Origin of the sequence: Microbulbifer sp. SH-1 (genome assembly GCF_011326135.1) — a bacterium.
Lineage (GTDB): Bacteria > Pseudomonadota > Gammaproteobacteria > Pseudomonadales > Cellvibrionaceae > Microbulbifer > Microbulbifer harenosus.
Window position 1 is genome coordinate 2,820,610 of the sequence record NZ_CP046948.1, and the last position, 16,634, is coordinate 2,837,243.

Consider the following 16,634-nt stretch of genomic DNA (forward strand, 5'->3'; position numbering starts at 1 on the left):
AAGCAAAAAAACACCGGCAAAAGATCAGGCGTCCAACAACAGATTGACGCGCCCCACCAGTTCACTGCGATCACAGCTCGCCGCAACTACCGCATCGGCACCGGCATCCAGCCAGCGCTGCTGGTTGGTTTCCTCTTGTGGCGCAATCAGCAGTACACACACGGAAGAAAATTCCGCCCGCGAGCGGATAGTATCCAGAACCTGAAAGCCATTAACGCCATCCAGATTGGTATCCAGCACCAGCATGGTGGGCTTGGCCGTTGCGAGCAGCGCGCCGGCGCTGAAGCTGTCCCCAGCAATTTCCACCTCACACCCCGCCTGCTGCAACAACTGGCGGGCCGCCGCGAGCTCTGGTGAGTTGGCGACCAACAGGATTTTGCGCGTAGCACTGCCAAGTTCCGCAGGCACCGGCATAGCGTTGTCGCGCAGAAAGCCCACAAAGTCTTCCACACAGATGCGGTGATCGCCGCGCCCCGGAAGCTTGTACGCCTTCAACTGGCCGCGCTCGATCCAGCGGATCACGGTTCGAAAATTCACCCCACAGTACCGGGCGGCTTCCCCGGTAGTGAGAACATGCACCTCGCTCATTTATAACTATCCCCCACGAATCGCGCATTTCTTTATTAATTATGCTGAATTAAACCAAATAAACAGGCTTTAATTCTATGCCTATATATATTTAACGAACCAACCGACACTTCCCTCAATAAAAGTTTGATAGCCAAGGTTGACAGCTAAGACAGGTTAAATAGAATGGACAGCAAGTTGTCATGGGTCAGTCAACCATTGGCAAAAATCGCCAATTTTCTGTGATTTGCGGGCTTTTGCAGCCATCTCCAGAAAAAGCCGGGAAGCCGGAATGCGAGCTTGTTGGGTTTCTCTCTCTTCACGAATACCCTAAGACCCTGGGCCCCCTTGTATTTTCGGGGCCTTTTTTTTATCTTCCCGCCCCCTGATTTCCCAGTTTTTACTCGGCAAGCGCGACGCTTTGTCGGGAGTGGCGGCATTTATGGCAATCCCTGCCCCCCTCTACCCCTCGTCCACAACCGGCAACACCCGGGGAGCACGGCAGTGAAAATCTATCTGGTCGGCGGTGCCGTTCGCGACAAACTGCTTCAGCGCCCGATTCACGAGCGGGACTGGGTGGTAGTCGGCGCGACCGAAGCCGAAATGCTCGCGCGCGGCTTCCGCCCGGTGGGCAAGGATTTTCCGGTATTCCTACACCCCGACAGCCGCGAGGAGTACGCCCTGGCTCGCACCGAGCGCAAGAGCGGTCACGGCTACGGCGGCTTTACTGTTTACGCCAGCCCCGATGTCACTCTTGAGGAGGACCTCCAGCGCCGCGACCTCACCGTCAACGCAATGGCGGAAACCCCGGATGGTGAGATCATCGACCCCTATAACGGCCAGGCGGACATCCGCGCACGCAAACTGCGCCATGTCGCCCCCGCTTTTGCCGAAGATCCACTGCGTATCCTGAGAGTGGCGCGATTTGCTGCCCGCTACGCGCCACTGGGATTTTCCGTGGCCGACGAGACTATGACGCTAATGCAGGCCATGGTGGATGCAGGGGAAGTGGAACATCTGGTGCCAGAGCGGGTTTGGAAGGAAGTGAGCCGCGCTCTGACCGAGCCGCGGGCAGATATCTTTATCCAGGTACTGCGGGACTGCGGCGCCCTCCGCGTGCTATTGCCGGAGGTGGACCGCCTGTTCGGCGTACCCCAACCGGCGCTGCATCACCCCGAAATTGACACCGGCGACCACATCCTGCGCGCTCTGCGCCAGGCGCCGGCGGACCTGCCGGTGCGCTTTGCGGTACTGGTGCACGACCTGGGCAAGGGGATCACTCCGGACCACGTGCTGCCCAGCCACAGGGGGCACGAAGCCGCCGGCCTGCCACTGGTGAAGGCGGTGTGCCAACGGTTGCGGGTACCCAACCCCATCACCGCACTGGCTCTCGGGGTGTGCGAATACCACCTGCACTGCCACAAGGCGTTTGAACTGCGCCCGCAGACAATTCTCAAACTATTGCGCGCTCTGGACGCCTTGCGCCGGCCGGAACGCTTCGAACAGTTTCTGGAGAGCTGCGAGGCGGACGCGCGTGGCCGCCTGGGCCTGGAAGACCGCGAGTACCCACAGGCGGGCTATTTGCGCGCTGCCCGCGAGGCCGCCGCCGGAGTAGACCCACAAGCACTGATGGCGCAGGGGTTCGAGGGTGCGCAACTGGGCAAGGCCCTGGACCGGGCGCGCCTGGAGGCACTGGCCAACCTGAAGCAAACCTACGGCGCCCCCGGGCAGAAGTGACCTCAGCGCCAGCCCATCCAAGTAAACCGGTTTTATGGAGGCCACCATGGCAACAGCCCTGATCACTGGCGCCGCCGCCCGCCTGGGCCGCGCCATTGCCGAAGAACTGCACCTTGATCACCAGGTCATCATCCATTACCGCAGCGCCGATCAGGCGGCGCTGGCGCTGGTGGAGGAACTGAACCGACGGCGTCCGGATTCTGCCGCGGCAGTCCAGAACGACCTCAAGACCGCCGCGGACTGCCGGCGACTCGCCGAAGCCGCGCTCGCCTGCTTCAGCGAGATCTCCGTACTCGTCAACAATGCCTCTGCATTTTTCCCCACCCCCATCGGCAGCGCCGATGAGCGACAGTGGGATGAATTAATGGGCAGTAATCTGAAAGCACCTTTCTTTCTGAGCCAGGCATTGATGCCCGCATTGACCAAAGCCAGAGGCAGTATCGTCAACCTTGCCGACATCCACGCCGACAAGCCGATGCCCAGCCACACCATTTATTGTGCCGCCAAGGCCGGCCTGGTAATGCTGACCAAGAGCATGGCGCGGGAACTGGCACCCGATGTGCGAGTCAACGCCGTAGCGCCCGGTGCAATACTGTGGCCGCAACAGGAGAGCGAAGGCTATAACAAGGAACGGATTCTGGCGCGCATCCCCATGCAGCGCAGTGGCAAGCCGTCGGACATTGCCCGCACTGTGCGTTTTCTGGCGACCGATGCCCCCTACATTACCGGCCAGGTGATCGCCGTAGACGGCGGTCGCAGCCTGAACATCTGAGAATTCAACGAGGCCTTACGTGAGCGACAAGCAATTTATTTCTGCCCAGTCCCTGCTGGATGATTCCTACAGCCTGGCCCTGAAAGTGGTAGAGAGCGGTTTCCGCCCCGACTATATCGTCGGTGTCTGGCGCGGCGGAGCACCCATCGGTATCGCGGTGCAGGAAATGTTTGACTTTCTTGGCTTCCACGCCGATCACATCGCCATTCGCACCTCCTCCTACGCGGGGATCGGCCAGCGCCAGAAAGAAGTGAAGGTGCACGGGCTCACCTACCTGATCAAGCAGGTGGAGTCCCATGAAAAAATGCTGATCGTGGACGACGTTTACGACACCGGCCTAAGTATCCAGCAGGCCATCAGCGATATGCGCAAGGCGTGCAAGAAAAACACCCCGGAAATCCGCATCGCCTGCCCCTATTTCAAACCCAGCCGCAACCAGACCGAATTCGAGCCCGATTACTACCTCCACGAGACCGACAAATGGCTGGTGTTCCCGCACGAATTGAAGGGACTCACCATGGATGAAATTCTGGAAAACAAGGAAGAATTGCGCAAGCATGAGGAGCGGTTGCGCGCGCTGAAGAACAGGGCATAAATCCGGGACTGGGGGGTCAGCCCATCTTCTCCAAGGGCCGCCCCTCATCATCCACAAACAACACATCCCGCACGCCCAACACCGCACCCTGCAAACTCTGGACGGCCACTGGAGCAATGGGTTTTCCGCTGCTGCGCTCCACCAGTTGCATGTCATCCCGGTTGCCATTCCAGCGCTCACTCCACTGGCGCAGCGCCACAACCACCGGAAACAGATCCCGCCCCTTATCGGTCAGGCGATATTCATAGCGGGTGCCGTGCTCACCCACATCCACGCGGATCATTACGCCGTTGTCCACCAGGCGGGATAGGCGGTCACAAAGAATATTCTTGGCAATCCCAAGCTCACCCTGAAAATCCACGAAACGCCGCGTGCCCAGCATCGCCTGCTTGATTACCAGCAGGGACCACCAGTCACCGACTTCATTCAGTGCGCAGGCCACCGAGCAGCCCAGATCATCAAAACGTTTACGTGCCATGGGGCGCAGTATACGGGAAAAGGGTTGCATTAAAAAACCAAATCCGGTTTCATTACGCAACCTTATTTCGGACCACCGGCAGCAAAGCCGCGCAGGTCCATCGAATTCCAGAAATCGGGAGACCGTTATGAGTGGCACCCTGGACAGCCTGTTACGTCCGTTTGAACACAAATCCCTGAAACTCCGCAACCGCGTGGCCATGGCTCCCATGACCCGCACCGCCTCTCCGGGCTACGTACCTAATGACCAGGTCGCCGGCTATTACCGCCGCCGCGCCGAGGGCGAAGTGGGCCTGATCATCACCGAAGGCACATTTGTCGAGCCCGCGGCCAATGGTTACGAAAACGTGCCGGCCATCTACGGTGACGAGGCACTGGCGGGCTGGAAAAAGGTTGTTGCCGACGTGCACGTCGCGGGTGGCCAGATCATTCCGCAGCTGTGGCATGTGGGCTCGGTGCGCAAGGAGGGCACAGGCCCGGATAAATCCCTACCCGGTTTTTCCCCCTCCGGCCTGTTCAAGCCCGGCAAACCCAACGGTCGGGCCATGACCAAAGCCGACATCCAGAACAGCATCAAGGCATTTGCGGACGCGGCGAAGGCCGCCAAGGAAGTGGGCTTCGACGGCGTCGAGCTGCACGGCGCCCACGGCTACCTGATCGACCAGTTTTTCTGGGAAGGCACCAACGAGCGCGACGACGAGTACGGCGGCTCACTGGAAAACCGCACCCGCTTCGCCGTGGAAATCATTGAAGCCGTGCGCGATGCCGTGGGTGAAGACTTCGCCATCGTGCTGCGCTACTCCCAGTGGAAACAGCAGGACTACGACGCGCGCCTGGCAAACACTCCCGATGAACTGCAGCGTTTCCTCACTCCGCTGGCGAATGCCGGCGTAGATGTTTTCCACGCGTCCACAAGACGCTTCTGGGTACCGGAATTTGAAGGTTCCGATATGAACCTGGCGGGCTGGACCAAGGAACTGACCGGCAAACCGGTCATCTCGGTCGGCAGCGTAGGCCTCGACGACGACTTTATCGGCGGCAATAACCAGGGCATGGGCGGCACCGCCAACCCAACCGGTCTCGACGAGCTGGCCCGCCGCATGGACAACAACGAGTTCGACATGATCGCCGTGGGCCGCGCACTGCTGCAGGACCCGAACTGGCTGCAGAAAATGAAGCAAGGTCGGGAAGAAGAGATAGTGCCGTTTACCAAGCAGGCTTTGGCGAGCCTGAGCTAATCCGCACCCTGTAGGAGCCTGCCTTGCAGGCGAACGGTCAAGGGCGATCAATCGTTCGCCTGCAGGCAGGCTCCTACACGTGCAGGGTAGCCAACCTTCGGATCAAGCCATATTTCACTTCAACTTCACCGGCAGATTGTCACAATGTCCAATTCCTCGGATAAGTGGACAGGCAGCTGCCGGTGAACAGACTCAAAATTCTTCTGGTTGAAGACAATCCCACGCTCGCCCGCCAGACAGGTGAATTCCTGGAAGGGCACGGCTGGCAGGTGGATTTCGCCAACTGCGGGCAACTCGGTCTGCAGCTGGCCCTGACAGAAATCTACGACCTCATTCTGCTGGACCTGAACCTGCCGGATATCGACGGTATCGAGGTTTGCCTCCAACTCCGCCAGCAGGCTCCCATCGCCACCCCGATTCTTATGCTCACTGCCCGTGATGCCTTTGCTGACAAAGCGCAGGGCTTCCACTCCGGCGCCGACGACTATCTTTGCAAGCCCTTTGACCCACGCGAGCTGGCCCTGCGCAGCGAAGCGCTGGCACGACGCCGGGAACTGCATCGCAACGATGAGATTTGTATCGGTACCCTGCGCATATCCGGGCGTCGTCGCGAGGCAACAAGAAGCGGACAACCGCTAAAGCTCACAACGATTACATTTAATATTTTGTGGGAGCTGGCACGTGCCTACCCGGAGCCACTCAGTCGAAGTGAACTCAGCCATCGTATCTGGGGCGACGATCCACCGGATAGCGACGCATTAAAATCCCATATTTACAGCCTTCGACGCCAGCTTGACCGACCATTTCCCGAGCCAATGCTGAAAACCATCAGCAATATTGGTTTCAAACTGGAGCAGCCGGGTGCGAACTGAAATGCTAAAAGGAAGCCTGAAACTCTCAGTGTTTACACTTTTCGGGGGATTCACACTGCTGCTTTGCCTGATCTATTCGGGCATTGGCGTACTCGCCGCCTACGTGATTGAAGACCAGCTGATCGACAACCTGATCACCAACGAGGTTGACTATATCGAGCAGCACTTCCAGCAACACGGTGAACTGCCATCGCCCCGACTGCCACAGTTCACGCTCTACACCTCACCAGCCGACACGCCCGCGGCGTTTACGGCCACACTGGATGGCGAGCGACGCAAAGCCGAGTTATTTGTCACCGGCCATCAGCATTACCACCTGCGAGAACTGGCGCCGGAAACCGGCACAATACTCGCGGCAGAGGTCGGCAGCCTACTTACCGTATCCAACCAATCGGGGCGACTGCTCTGGCTGTTGTTTGCCGCGTTCCTGTGCACAACCGGCATGGCAGTCTGGCTTGCCCATGGACTGGTTACCGCCAGTATCCGGCCGATACTCTCTCTCGCACGGGAAGTCGAGGCACAGACTGGAAGCGAGCAGCCGCTGGAGCTGACCACCAACACACGCAACGATGAAATCGGCTTTCTCGCCCGCACGCTTCAGCGCAGCCTCAACGATCTTCGGCAGGCGCAGCGCAGGGAGGCCGAGTTCACGCGCGACGTCAGCCACGAACTGCGCACTGGCCTGGCTATTGCCACCAACACCCTGACCCTCGCTCGGAATCGCAGTTTGAGTGAGATGGAATTGCAGGAGCTCCGTTCGATACTGGCGACAATGAACAGAACCGTCAGCACACTACTGACACTCGCGCGGGCTGAATCCTTCGAATTCAGCACCTTCAATCTGCGCGCGTTGCTCGAACAGCGGTTACTCATGCGACCTGAAATTTCCGATGGGAAAAACTTCCAGCTGGAGCTGATTCTCCCTGAGTCAATGTCGGCAAACGGCAACCCAAACCTCACCGGCCTGCTCTTGGATATTCTGCTGGACAATGCCATCCGACACGCTTCAAAACCCGTATTGCAGGTTTACACCTTGAGCAATGCACTGGTGTTCGAGAATCCGGTTGACGCTATGTTTGATACTGAGCCCTTATTCAATGCGGGTATTCGCGGAGAAAACAGTGAAGGCATTGGCCAGGGACTTTACCTGGCACGACGGATTCTCGCGGCACAGCGTTGGGATTTTTCGGCGCGCTGCGATAACGGGATTTTTTCCCTTTCTATCTTTCCCGCGCAATCCGCCACAGGCGCACTGCAAATTTCCCCGTAAAATTCACCTATCCTTCACGCGCACACGATCAGGATGCACCTTTCTAAAGAAGGGAAATCCATCATGCTTAAAAAAATTCTGATCACCGCGCTGTGTAGCACCCTGTTTGTATTGGGTGCCGGCTACTGGTTAATGGGACTTGTTCCACCGGCGCCGGACCAGCAGTTAATGGCGCGCACTCAAGTCGAAGATATCCCCTATCTGCAACAGAGTCCGTCAACAAACGATCGCGGACGTGTCCTGATAGTCGTCACCAGTACGGCGACAATGGGTAAATCCGGCAAGAAGACGGGGTATGAGTTCACCGAGCTTACACGCCCCTATTACGTATTGCGTGCCAACGGTTTCGAGGTCGATATCGCCAGTCCGCAGGGCGGCGAGCCACCGGCAGTGATGGACAAGGACGACATGGGACCGTTCGATTATGCGTTTCTCAATGACATCGTCGCCATGAAAAAGCTGCGCAACAGCATCGCCCTGGTAGAGGTCGAAGCGGAGCAATATCGAGGCGTATTCTTTGCCGGCGGCAAGGGCGCCATGTTCGATTTCCCGGGCAACCCCGAGATGCAGAATCTGGTGGCTTCCATCCACAGCAACAAGGGTGTGATCGGCGCCGTCTGTCACGGCCCGGCCGCACTTGTAGATATCACACTGGATACAGGTACGAGACTTCTTCAGGGCCGCCGAGTCAGCAGTTTTACCAATGAGGAAGAGCTGTTCCTGATACCCGACGCCGAGCAAGTCTTTCCGTTTTTGCTGGAGAGCCGCCTGCGCAGCAATGGTGCAATTTTTGAAGCTGGCCCGCCCTACCTCCGTCAGGTCAGCATCGACGACAGGCTGGTCACTGGGCAGAATCCTTGGTCTTCCTGGCAAGTCACCGAGGCCATGGTAAAGGCGCTTGGATATCAGCCCGTGGCGCGTGCGAAAACGGATTCCGAGCGGACCGTGGAGGTTTTGCTCGCATACGAGCGAGCCGGCTATACCGGTGGTGCCGCTAAAATTGAGGATTTTTTCCGGCTAGAAAATGGGGAACAACAGGCCATCGACCGTCGCCTGTTGGCGATGCACGGAATTGTTGCTGTCATGCAGGGTCAGCTCGGCAAGGCACTTTCTATCGTACGACTGCTCTCTCTTGCCAAAAAATTACAGCACCGGGAATAGACATAACCCACCTTCTCGGTCGCAGTCGCTATCGTCAGGCAGACGTTAGCCGAATTGCGACCGATAACCTGAATCAGGCTTCAGGCCAGTCAAATACTACGGGCCACAATTTCTGCGAAGCCTGATCATAATCTTCCCACAACTGCTGATAGCTTTTCCCTTCTACCGGATGCACAAGATCCGGAGCAAGCTCTGAAAGCGGCAGCAGAACAAACGCGTTTTTGAGAATTTCCCCGCGCGGCAGTTTTACGCCGTCCACCTCTCCAGTGAGGTCGTCGTAGGTGAGAATATCGATATCCAGCGTCCGCGCGCTGAACTTGGGGCCGCTGCGCACACGGCCGTTTGCATCTTCGATATTGCGAAGACACAGGGCCAGTTCCGCCACAGAAAGATCGGTTTCGATAGCGGCAACGAGGTTGTAAAAATTGTCGCCGTCGAAACCCACCGCTTCGCTCTCGTAGACCTGCGACATGCGCAGGTCGCCAAACGCCGCGACCAGAGCATCCAGCCCGGCACTCAGGTTTTTTTCGCGATCAATATTGCTGCCGAGGCTCAGGTAAACGGTTGCCATTTATCAGGCCTCCACCGTCTGTTTTTGTCCGCGCTCAATGATGACGCCGACATCGCGCGCACCGCGCACCGCGCCGGGCTTTGAAAGCCGCAGGCGCAGCCAGCTCACATTGAATTCATCGCGCACAATGGCCGCGGCCTGTTCCGCCATGGTTTCCACCAGCAGGAACTCACTGCCCTCAATAAACGCTATCAGGCGCTTGGCCACCGCCTTGTAGTTCAGGGTGTGCTCGATATTGTCAGTGCGCGCCGCCTTACTGATATCGAATGCCATTTCAATGTCCAGACTGACCGTCTGCTTCACCTCCCGCTCCCAGTCGTAGATGCCAATGATGGTTTCCACTTTCAGGTCGCGGATATAAACGATATCCAAACCGGTTCTCCTTGCTTCCCGTTTTTACTTTTGGGCGCCCAGCGCACCGGTTAATTCCGTCAACGGCCAGCGCGGGCGAACCTCGACGTCCAGATCCGCACGCTGGCCGGATTGCAAACGCAGGCAGCCGGCGTAGGCGATCATGGCGCCATTGTCGGTGCAGAACTCATGGCGCGGGTAGTACACACTGCAACCGTCTTCAGCGAGGCGCGCCTCCAGGCGCTGACGCAGTAACCGGTTGGCGGAAACACCACCTGCAATAACCAGTGTTTTACGCTCAGCCTGTTTCAGTGCGCGGCGACACTTGATTACCAGCGTATCGACCACCGCCTCCTGAAAGGCAGCGGCAATATCGGCACAGGTCTGGTCGTCCGGGAGACCGTCTTTCAGTGCGTGCTGCTGTACGGTGGTGAGGGTATAGGTTTTCAGGCCGGAGAAGCTGAAATCGAGCCCAGGGCGGTCGGTCATAGGGCGCGGAAAGGTAAAACGCAGCGGGTCGCCCCGCTCCGCCAGTGCCGCGAGGCGCGGGCCGCCGGGGTAGTCGAGATCGAGCATCTTTGCCGCCTTGTCGAAGGCCTCGCCGGCGGCATCATCTAGGGATTCCCCCAGCAACTCGTATTGGCCAAGTCCCTGCACATCCACCAGCTGGGTGTGGCCGCCGGACACCAGCAGCGCCACAAACGGGAAAGCCGGCGGGTTGTCCTCCAGCATCGGCGCCAGCAGGTGGCCCTCCATGTGGTGCACACCCACAGCCGGCACGTTCCAGCCGAAGGCCAGTGCGCGGCCGGCGCAGGCGCCCACCATCAGGGCGCCGATCAGGCCGGGACCGGCGGTGTAGGCAACACCGTCTATGTCTTTGGGGCGGGTATTGCTCTCGGTCATGACTTCGCGGATCAGCGGCAGCAGTTTGCGCACATGATCGCGACTGGCCAGTTCCGGCACCACGCCGCCGTAGTCCGCATGCAGTTTGACCTGGCTATAAAGGGTGTGACCAAGAAGTCCCAGCTCGCTGTCGTACAAGGCGACGCCGGTTTCGTCACAGGACGTTTCTATTCCGAGTACTCGCACAGTCTTCTCACGCTTGTCAAAAAATCCCCATCGACAGCAGAAACGGACAAATGACCGCTGCGATCCGGGCCGAGGGGGCGCTATCATACTCTTTAAGCGCACCTGCGTGCGCAACGCCAGGCGGAAAGGTCCGGGATCTGGGCGTCCCGCAAAGCACTGGACGCCCGTCCCGCCAGCTATAGTTGGTCACCCGCACCGGGATACCGCCACAAGGCTTGCGAAGGCCAAATCATCTGTATAGAATTTGCGCCCTCGCTGTGAACCGGCCTCCGGATTGCATCTGCGAGAAGAGCAATTTGCCGGACAGGCCACCGCCAGAAGTCCTCAGTTTGGACGCTGGCAGAGAGAAACGAATTTTACAGGTAATCTAATGCCCTCAGTACGCATCAAAGACAACGAGCCCTTTGACATCGCTCTGCGCCGCTTCAAGCGCTCTTGTGAAAAAGCTGGTGTACTCTCCGAAGTACGTCGTCGCGAGTTCTACGAAAAGCCCACTTCCGTTCGCAAGCGCAAGGCTGCCGCTGCTGTTAAGCGTCACGCCAAGAAAATGCAGCGCGAAAACCGCAAGTTCCAGCGTCTCTACTGAGTTAGAGCTTAATCTCTCGCTCACAGCAGGACGACGCGAACCGCGGTTCGCGATCTGAAACGGCGCCCGAGGCAACTCGCGCGCCGTTTTTTGTTTCTCAATACAGCGGGCTTTGCTTCAACGCGTCGATCCGCCACTATTGGTCAAATTCTCCGTCCTCATACCCGACAGCACGCCGGATGACACAACCCTGGATGACATCATGAGTACACTCAAGGAAACCCTCGCCACCGCCACCAAAGACGCCATGAAAGCCCGCGAAAAGGCGCGCCTGGCGACCCTGCGCCTGATCAATGCCGAGATCAAGCGAGTGGAAGTGGACGAGCGTATCGAGCTGGACGACGCCCGCATCCTCGCCCTGCTGGACAAGATGACCAAGCAGCGCCGCGACTCCATCACCCAGTTCGAAAAAGCGGGCCGCCCGGAGCTGGCGGCAGTGGAGCAGGCCGAGATCGACGTGATCCAGGAATTCCTGCCGGAGCAGCTGTCGGAAACCGAGATCCAGGAAATCGTCACCGCCGCCGTCAAAGAGACCGGCGCCAGCGGCATGGCGGATATGGGCAAGGTAATGGCGTTGGTGAAACCGCAGGTGCAGGGCCGCGCGGACATGGGCGCCGTCAGCAAGCTCGTGAAAAGCGCGCTCTGATCGTCGCCCCGGCAGCAGTAAATGGCAGGCAAGATCCCGCAGTATTTTATCGACGACCTGTTGGCCCGCGCCGACATAGTTCCGGTCGTCGACAGCCGGGTAAAGCTGCGCAAGACCGGGAAAAACTATTCCGCCTGCTGCCCATTTCACGATGAAAAAACCCCGTCTTTCACGGTAAGCCCGGACAAACAGTTCTACTACTGCTTTGGCTGTGGCGCCAGCGGCAACGCGGTCGGCTTCCTGATGGAGTACGACCGCCTGCCGTTTCCGGAGGCCGTGGAAAAGCTCGCCGCCAGCATGGGCATCGACGTGCCCCGCGAGCAGCTCGCCCCCGGCCAGGTTAAACGCCAGCAGGAGAGCCAGAGCCTCTATCAGCTGACGGAGAAGGCTGCGGAATACTTTCGCGGCCAGCTGAAGGATCACAAGATCGCCGCCCGCGCCATCACCTACCTGAAAAATCGCGGCCTCTCCGGTGCGGTGGCCAAGGAATTCGGCATCGGCCTCGCGCCCGCCGGCTGGGACAATCTGCTGAATCACCTCGGCACCAGTTCGGAGAAGGCCGAACAGCTGGAGCTCGCCGGTCTCGCCATCCGCCGCACCGACAGTGACGGCAATCCGGGCAAGCATGAACCCGGCAAGCGCCACCACTACGACCGCTTCCGCAACCGCATCATGTTCCCGATCCGCGACCAGCGCGGGCGCACTATCGCCTTCGGCGGCCGCGTACTCGGGGACGAAAAGCCCAAGTACCTGAACTCCCCGGAAACCCCGATTTTCCACAAGGGCAAGGAACTGTACGGACTGTGGGAGGCGCGCCAGGCCAATCGCGAACTCAAGCGCCTGATTGTGGTGGAAGGCTACATGGACGTGGTGGCGCTAGCCCAGTACGGCATCCGCTGCGCCGTCGCCACCCTCGGCACCGCCTGCGGCGAAGACCACATCCAGCTCGCGTTCCGCCACACCCAGGAACTGGTGTTCTGCTTCGACGGCGACCAGGCCGGGCGCACCGCCGCGCGCCGCGCGCTGGAAGCGGCGCTGCCCTACATGCAGGACGGGCGCAGCCTGCGCTTCCTGCTGCTGCCGGAAGGCGAGGACCCGGACACTCTGGTGCGCCAGATCGGCGGCGAGCGCTTCGACCAGCTGATCGACGACCAGGGCCGTCCGCTGGAGGACTTCCTGTTCGACCTGCTGGGCGAAGGCATCAACATCCAGACCATGGACGGCCGCGCACGCCTGTCCAAGGCCGCCGCGCCCCTGCTCGACCTGCTGCCCGCGGGCGTCTACCGCCAGCTGATGTTCCAGCAACTGGCCCGCCGCACTGGCCTCGAACAGGACATGCTGGAAGAGATCATCGCCGCGGAAAAGGCCCGCGCAGCGAAGCTCGCCCAGGACGCGCGGCCGCCGGCGCCAAACCCGGCGCCCGCACAGCCCAAGGTCGCTGCAGCACCCACACCGCCGCCGGAATTCCCCAGTGCGGACGACTATCCCACCCCGCCGCCGGACTACGACTACGGCAGCGAACCACACCCCTACCCCGACGAAGATGTGCCACCTCAGTCAACATCGCACCGACGCCGCGGTGGCCAGTACCGCCTGCCCGCCGAGCGCATGTTGATCGCCCTGCTGCTGCACCACCCCCAGCTGGCGCAACTGATCGGCGACAGCGCGCGCTTTACCGACAGCCGCGACGCCGACCTGCAACTGTTCGGCGACATCCTCAAGGTCATGCATCAGAACCCCGCCCTCAACAGCAACCAGCTGTTCGGCCGCCTGATGAACCTCGAGAGCCGCGACGCCCGCGAACTGATACTGCGGCTTGCCATGAGCCACCCGATTGTCGGTGGCGCCGGCCAAAAGCTGGAATACGACCCCGAGACCGAATTCCGCGATTGCCTGCAAAGCCTCGACCTCGCCGCCGAGCGGCAGCGCAAACGCGACCTGGTGGACCAGCTCAAAAGCAGTGGCAGCACCCTCGGCGCCGAACAACTCGCCCTGCTGGCGCAATTCCGCAGGAAATCCGACTGACACCCCTTGAATTCCATAGTGCCATCACCATATCCACAACCCTGCTGCCAAAAGCGGCAGAAAACTGGTCAGACAAACGCCCGGAACCCCCGAAACCACTCACCTGTCTAAACGGCCACAGTGGTTATTGCTTACGCGAATACGCTATAATCCCGCGTCTTTGTCCGAAGAAAAGCCCAGACAAAAGTCCCGACTATCAATCCCCAGAATTCAGGGTTGTGCATGACCGACAAAACCCAACAGCAAAAGACCACCTCCCGCATCAGAGAGCTGATCGCCCGCGGTAAAGAGCAGGGCTATCTGACCTATGCGGAGGTGAATGACCACCTGCCGGAGGACATCTCCGATCCCGATCAGGTGGAAGACATCATCGGCATGATCAACGACATGGGTATCAAGGTGTTCGAAAGCGCACCGGATGCCGAAGAACTGTTGATGGCCGAAGGCGACAGCTCTGCCGATGAAATCGCCGCCGCCGAAGCCGCCGCCGCCCTCGCCGCGGTAGAGTCCGATGTCGGCCGTACCACCGACCCGGTGCGCATGTATATGCGCGAAATGGGTACCGTGGAGCTGCTCACCCGCGAAGGCGAGATCGCCATCGCCAAGCGTATCGAAGAGGGCCTGCGCGAACTGATGGCCGCCCTCGCCTACTGGCCGGGTGCCGTGCAGCAAGTCATCGACGAGTATGCGCTGATCGAGAAGGAAGAGCGCCGCATCCCCGACGTGGTTGCCGGCTGGCTCGACCCCGCGGAAGACGTGCCCCCCGGCGCCCAGGCCGGCCAGGACAGCGACACCTCCAGCAGCGACAGCGACGACGACAGCGATTCCGACAGCGATGACGACGACGATGACGACTCCTCTACCCAGGATGAGGAAGAGAGCACCAGCGGCATCGACCCGGAAGAGCTGGCCGCGCGCATGAATGCGCTGATCGCCGCGCAGAAGAAAGCCGACGCCGCGATCAAGAAGCACGGCCGCGATTCCAAAGAGGCCGGCGAGGCCATGGAAGCCGTGGGCGAGATCTTCCGCTTCTTCAAACTGGCCCCGCGCCAGTTCGACCCGCTGTACAACCAGGTACGCAGTATTCTCGACGAAGTGCGCGAACAGGAGCGCATCGTCATGAACCTGTGTATCAAGAAAGCGAAAATGCCGCGCAAGACCTTCATCAAGGAATTCCCCGGCAACGAGGTGAACGACGACTGGATTCCGTCCATCGTCAAGAAAAAGCGCGATTACTCCGACGCCCTGCGCCAAGTCGCGGAAGAGATCCAGCGCGCCCAGCGCAAGCTGACCCAGGCCCAGGACAAGGCCCAGCTGGAAATCGGCCAGATCAAAGAGATCAACCGCCGCATGTCCATCGGTGAGGCCCGCTCCCGTCGCGCCAAGAAGGAAATGGTCGAGGCCAACCTGCGTCTGGTAATCTCCATCGCCAAGAAGTACACCAACCGCGGCCTGCAGTTCCTGGACCTGATCCAGGAGGGCAACATCGGCCTGATGAAGGCGGTGGACAAGTTCGAATACCGTCGCGGCTATAAGTTCTCCACCTATGCAACCTGGTGGATTCGCCAGGCGATCACCCGCTCCATCGCGGACCAGGCGCGCACCATCCGGATTCCGGTGCACATGATTGAGACCATCAACAAACTCAATCGCATCAGCCGCCAGATGCTGCAGGAAATGGGCCGCGAGCCGACTCCGGAAGAGCTGGGCGAGCGCATGGACATGCCGGAAGACAAGGTGCGCAAGGTACTGAAGATCGCCAAGGAACCGATCTCCATGGAGACGCCCATCGGCGACGACGAAGACTCGCATCTGGGAGACTTCATCGAGGACCAGAACCAGTCGTCCCCGGTGGACACCGCGACCGCCACCGGCCTGCACGATGCCACCCGCGCCGTGCTCTCCGGGCTGACGGCACGGGAAGCCAAGGTGCTGCGCATGCGCTTCGGTATCGACATGAACACCGACCACACCCTCGAGGAAGTGGGCAAGCAGTTCGATGTGACCCGCGAGCGTATCCGCCAGATCGAAGCCAAGGCGTTGCGCAAACTGCGCCACCCCTCGCGCTCCGAACACCTGCGCAGCTTCCTGGACGAGTAAGCCTTTATCTTGGCGATCGTCGTCCATACTGAAAAAGCCCGGCTCGCCGGGCTTTTTTATGGATGGCAGAATTGTTGCAAACCGATGAACCCGCGGAGACAGTCAGAGAACAATGGAAGAGCAGTTTGTGAACAAGCCCGGTAAAACCGGCATTTCCCGCCTGATCGATGCCACTGAATACTCCCGCCAGGGACTCCTCGCCACCTGGCGCAACGAGGCCGCCTTCCGCCAGGAAGTCACCCTCGCCATATTCCTGATCCCCGCGGCCCTGTGGCTCGGCGAAAGTGGTGTGGAACGCGCCCTGCTGATCGGCACCACGCTGATGGTAATGATCGTCGAGCTGCTGAACAGTGCGGTGGAAGCCGTAGTAGACCGGGTCGGCCCCGAAAAGCACCCGCTGTCGAAGATCGCCAAGGACACCGGCTCCGCCGCCGTCTCCATCTCCCTGCTGCTTTGGCTCAGTACCTGGGGATGTATCCTGTTGCCGCGCTGGATCGCATGATCCCGGCCGCAGGCATACTGCCAGCCTCCAACTGCGGCGCAGCTTAACCCGACAAAATTCACCCCTGCCGAGCCG

Annotated in this window: 17 protein-coding genes; 12 read left to right on the forward strand and 5 right to left on the reverse strand. The window is 59.8% G+C overall.

The genetic code is table 11. The features are described from left to right. Positions 1-24: 24 nt before the first annotated feature. Positions 25-588 carry a response regulator gene (locus GNX18_RS11620; RefSeq protein WP_166218254.1) on the reverse strand — a complete coding sequence of 188 codons (564 nt, stop codon included), beginning with the start codon at positions 586-588 and terminating at the stop codon, positions 25-27. A gap of 483 nt (positions 589-1,071) precedes the next feature. Here GNX18_RS11620 and GNX18_RS11625 point away from each other — a divergent pair, with 483 nt between their 5' ends. The 3 genes from GNX18_RS11625 to GNX18_RS11635 are packed head-to-tail and all read left to right on the forward strand — an operon-like array spanning position 1,072 to position 3,671. Then, complete coding sequence (locus tag GNX18_RS11625) at positions 1,072-2,304, forward strand: multifunctional CCA addition/repair protein (protein WP_138235040.1); 1,233 nt, start codon at positions 1,072-1,074, stop codon at positions 2,302-2,304. A gap of 46 nt (positions 2,305-2,350) precedes the next feature. Then, the gene (locus GNX18_RS11630; RefSeq protein ID WP_166218257.1) at positions 2,351-3,076 is read left to right on the forward strand and encodes a pteridine reductase; all 726 of its coding nucleotides are present in this window, start codon (positions 2,351-2,353) and stop codon (positions 3,074-3,076) included. Between the two features lie 19 nt (positions 3,077-3,095). Then, on the forward strand, positions 3,096-3,671 hold the full coding sequence (locus GNX18_RS11635) for a phosphoribosyltransferase (RefSeq protein ID WP_166218260.1): 576 nt from the start codon (positions 3,096-3,098) through the stop codon (positions 3,669-3,671). A 16-nt stretch (positions 3,672-3,687) separates the two neighbouring features. Here the strand turns inward: GNX18_RS11635 and GNX18_RS11640 are convergent, their stop codons facing one another. Then, positions 3,688-4,149: a helix-turn-helix domain-containing protein gene (locus GNX18_RS11640; RefSeq protein ID WP_166218263.1), complete on the reverse strand. Its 462-nt coding sequence runs from the start codon at positions 4,147-4,149 to the stop codon at positions 3,688-3,690. Between the two features lie 127 nt (positions 4,150-4,276). Between GNX18_RS11640 and GNX18_RS11645 the strand changes: the two genes are divergently transcribed. The 4 genes from GNX18_RS11645 (at position 4,277) to GNX18_RS11660 (ending at position 8,689) form a co-directional block, all read left to right on the forward strand. Continuing rightward, positions 4,277-5,386 (forward strand): NADH:flavin oxidoreductase, encoded by a 1,110-nt coding sequence (locus GNX18_RS11645; protein WP_166218266.1) that lies wholly within the window; start codon positions 4,277-4,279, stop codon positions 5,384-5,386. A gap of 182 nt (positions 5,387-5,568) precedes the next feature. Next, the gene (locus GNX18_RS11650; RefSeq protein WP_166218269.1) at positions 5,569-6,258 is read left to right on the forward strand and encodes a response regulator transcription factor; all 690 of its coding nucleotides are present in this window, start codon (positions 5,569-5,571) and stop codon (positions 6,256-6,258) included. A 28-nt stretch (positions 6,259-6,286) separates the two neighbouring features. Beyond that, positions 6,287-7,528: a HAMP domain-containing sensor histidine kinase gene (locus GNX18_RS11655; RefSeq protein ID WP_166218272.1), complete on the forward strand. Its 1,242-nt coding sequence runs from the start codon at positions 6,287-6,289 to the stop codon at positions 7,526-7,528. 63 nt (positions 7,529-7,591) lie between these two features. Next, on the forward strand, positions 7,592-8,689 hold the full coding sequence (locus GNX18_RS11660; protein WP_166218275.1) for a type 1 glutamine amidotransferase domain-containing protein: 1,098 nt from the start codon (positions 7,592-7,594) through the stop codon (positions 8,687-8,689). A gap of 73 nt (positions 8,690-8,762) precedes the next feature. Here GNX18_RS11660 and folK read toward each other — a convergent pair whose 3' ends face one another. Genes folK through tsaD form a run of 3 tightly spaced genes read right to left on the reverse strand, consistent with a single transcriptional unit; the run spans position 8,763 to position 10,700 of the window. Then, positions 8,763-9,260: a 2-amino-4-hydroxy-6-hydroxymethyldihydropteridine diphosphokinase gene (folK, locus tag GNX18_RS11665; RefSeq protein WP_166218278.1), complete on the reverse strand. Its 498-nt coding sequence runs from the start codon at positions 9,258-9,260 to the stop codon at positions 8,763-8,765. A 3-nt stretch (positions 9,261-9,263) separates the two neighbouring features. Continuing rightward, on the reverse strand, positions 9,264-9,632 hold the full coding sequence (folB, locus tag GNX18_RS11670; RefSeq protein ID WP_166218281.1) for a dihydroneopterin aldolase: 369 nt from the start codon (positions 9,630-9,632) through the stop codon (positions 9,264-9,266). A 24-nt stretch (positions 9,633-9,656) separates the two neighbouring features. Next, on the reverse strand, positions 9,657-10,700 hold the full coding sequence (gene tsaD, locus GNX18_RS11675; protein WP_166218284.1) for a tRNA (adenosine(37)-N6)-threonylcarbamoyltransferase complex transferase subunit TsaD: 1,044 nt from the start codon (positions 10,698-10,700) through the stop codon (positions 9,657-9,659). Between the two features lie 370 nt (positions 10,701-11,070). Between tsaD and rpsU the strand changes: the two genes are divergently transcribed. The 5 genes from rpsU (at position 11,071) to GNX18_RS11700 (ending at position 16,559) form a co-directional block, all read left to right on the forward strand. Then, entirely contained in the window at positions 11,071-11,286 is a 216-nt protein-coding gene (rpsU, locus tag GNX18_RS11680) for a 30S ribosomal protein S21 (protein WP_010133379.1), read from the forward strand. Positions 11,287-11,488: 202 nt separating this feature from the next. Next, on the forward strand, positions 11,489-11,932 hold the full coding sequence (locus GNX18_RS11685) for a GatB/YqeY domain-containing protein (RefSeq protein WP_138235051.1): 444 nt from the start codon (positions 11,489-11,491) through the stop codon (positions 11,930-11,932). Positions 11,933-11,953: 21 nt separating this feature from the next. Beyond that, positions 11,954-13,957, forward strand: coding sequence for a DNA primase (gene dnaG / locus GNX18_RS11690; protein WP_166218287.1), 2,004 nt, complete (start codon positions 11,954-11,956; stop codon positions 13,955-13,957). Positions 13,958-14,179: 222 nt separating this feature from the next. Continuing rightward, on the forward strand, positions 14,180-16,057 hold the full coding sequence (rpoD, locus tag GNX18_RS11695) for an RNA polymerase sigma factor RpoD (protein WP_138235053.1): 1,878 nt from the start codon (positions 14,180-14,182) through the stop codon (positions 16,055-16,057). Between the two features lie 112 nt (positions 16,058-16,169). Further along, positions 16,170-16,559: a diacylglycerol kinase gene (locus tag GNX18_RS11700; protein WP_138235054.1), complete on the forward strand. Its 390-nt coding sequence runs from the start codon at positions 16,170-16,172 to the stop codon at positions 16,557-16,559. The last annotated feature ends 75 nt before the right edge of the window (positions 16,560-16,634 follow it).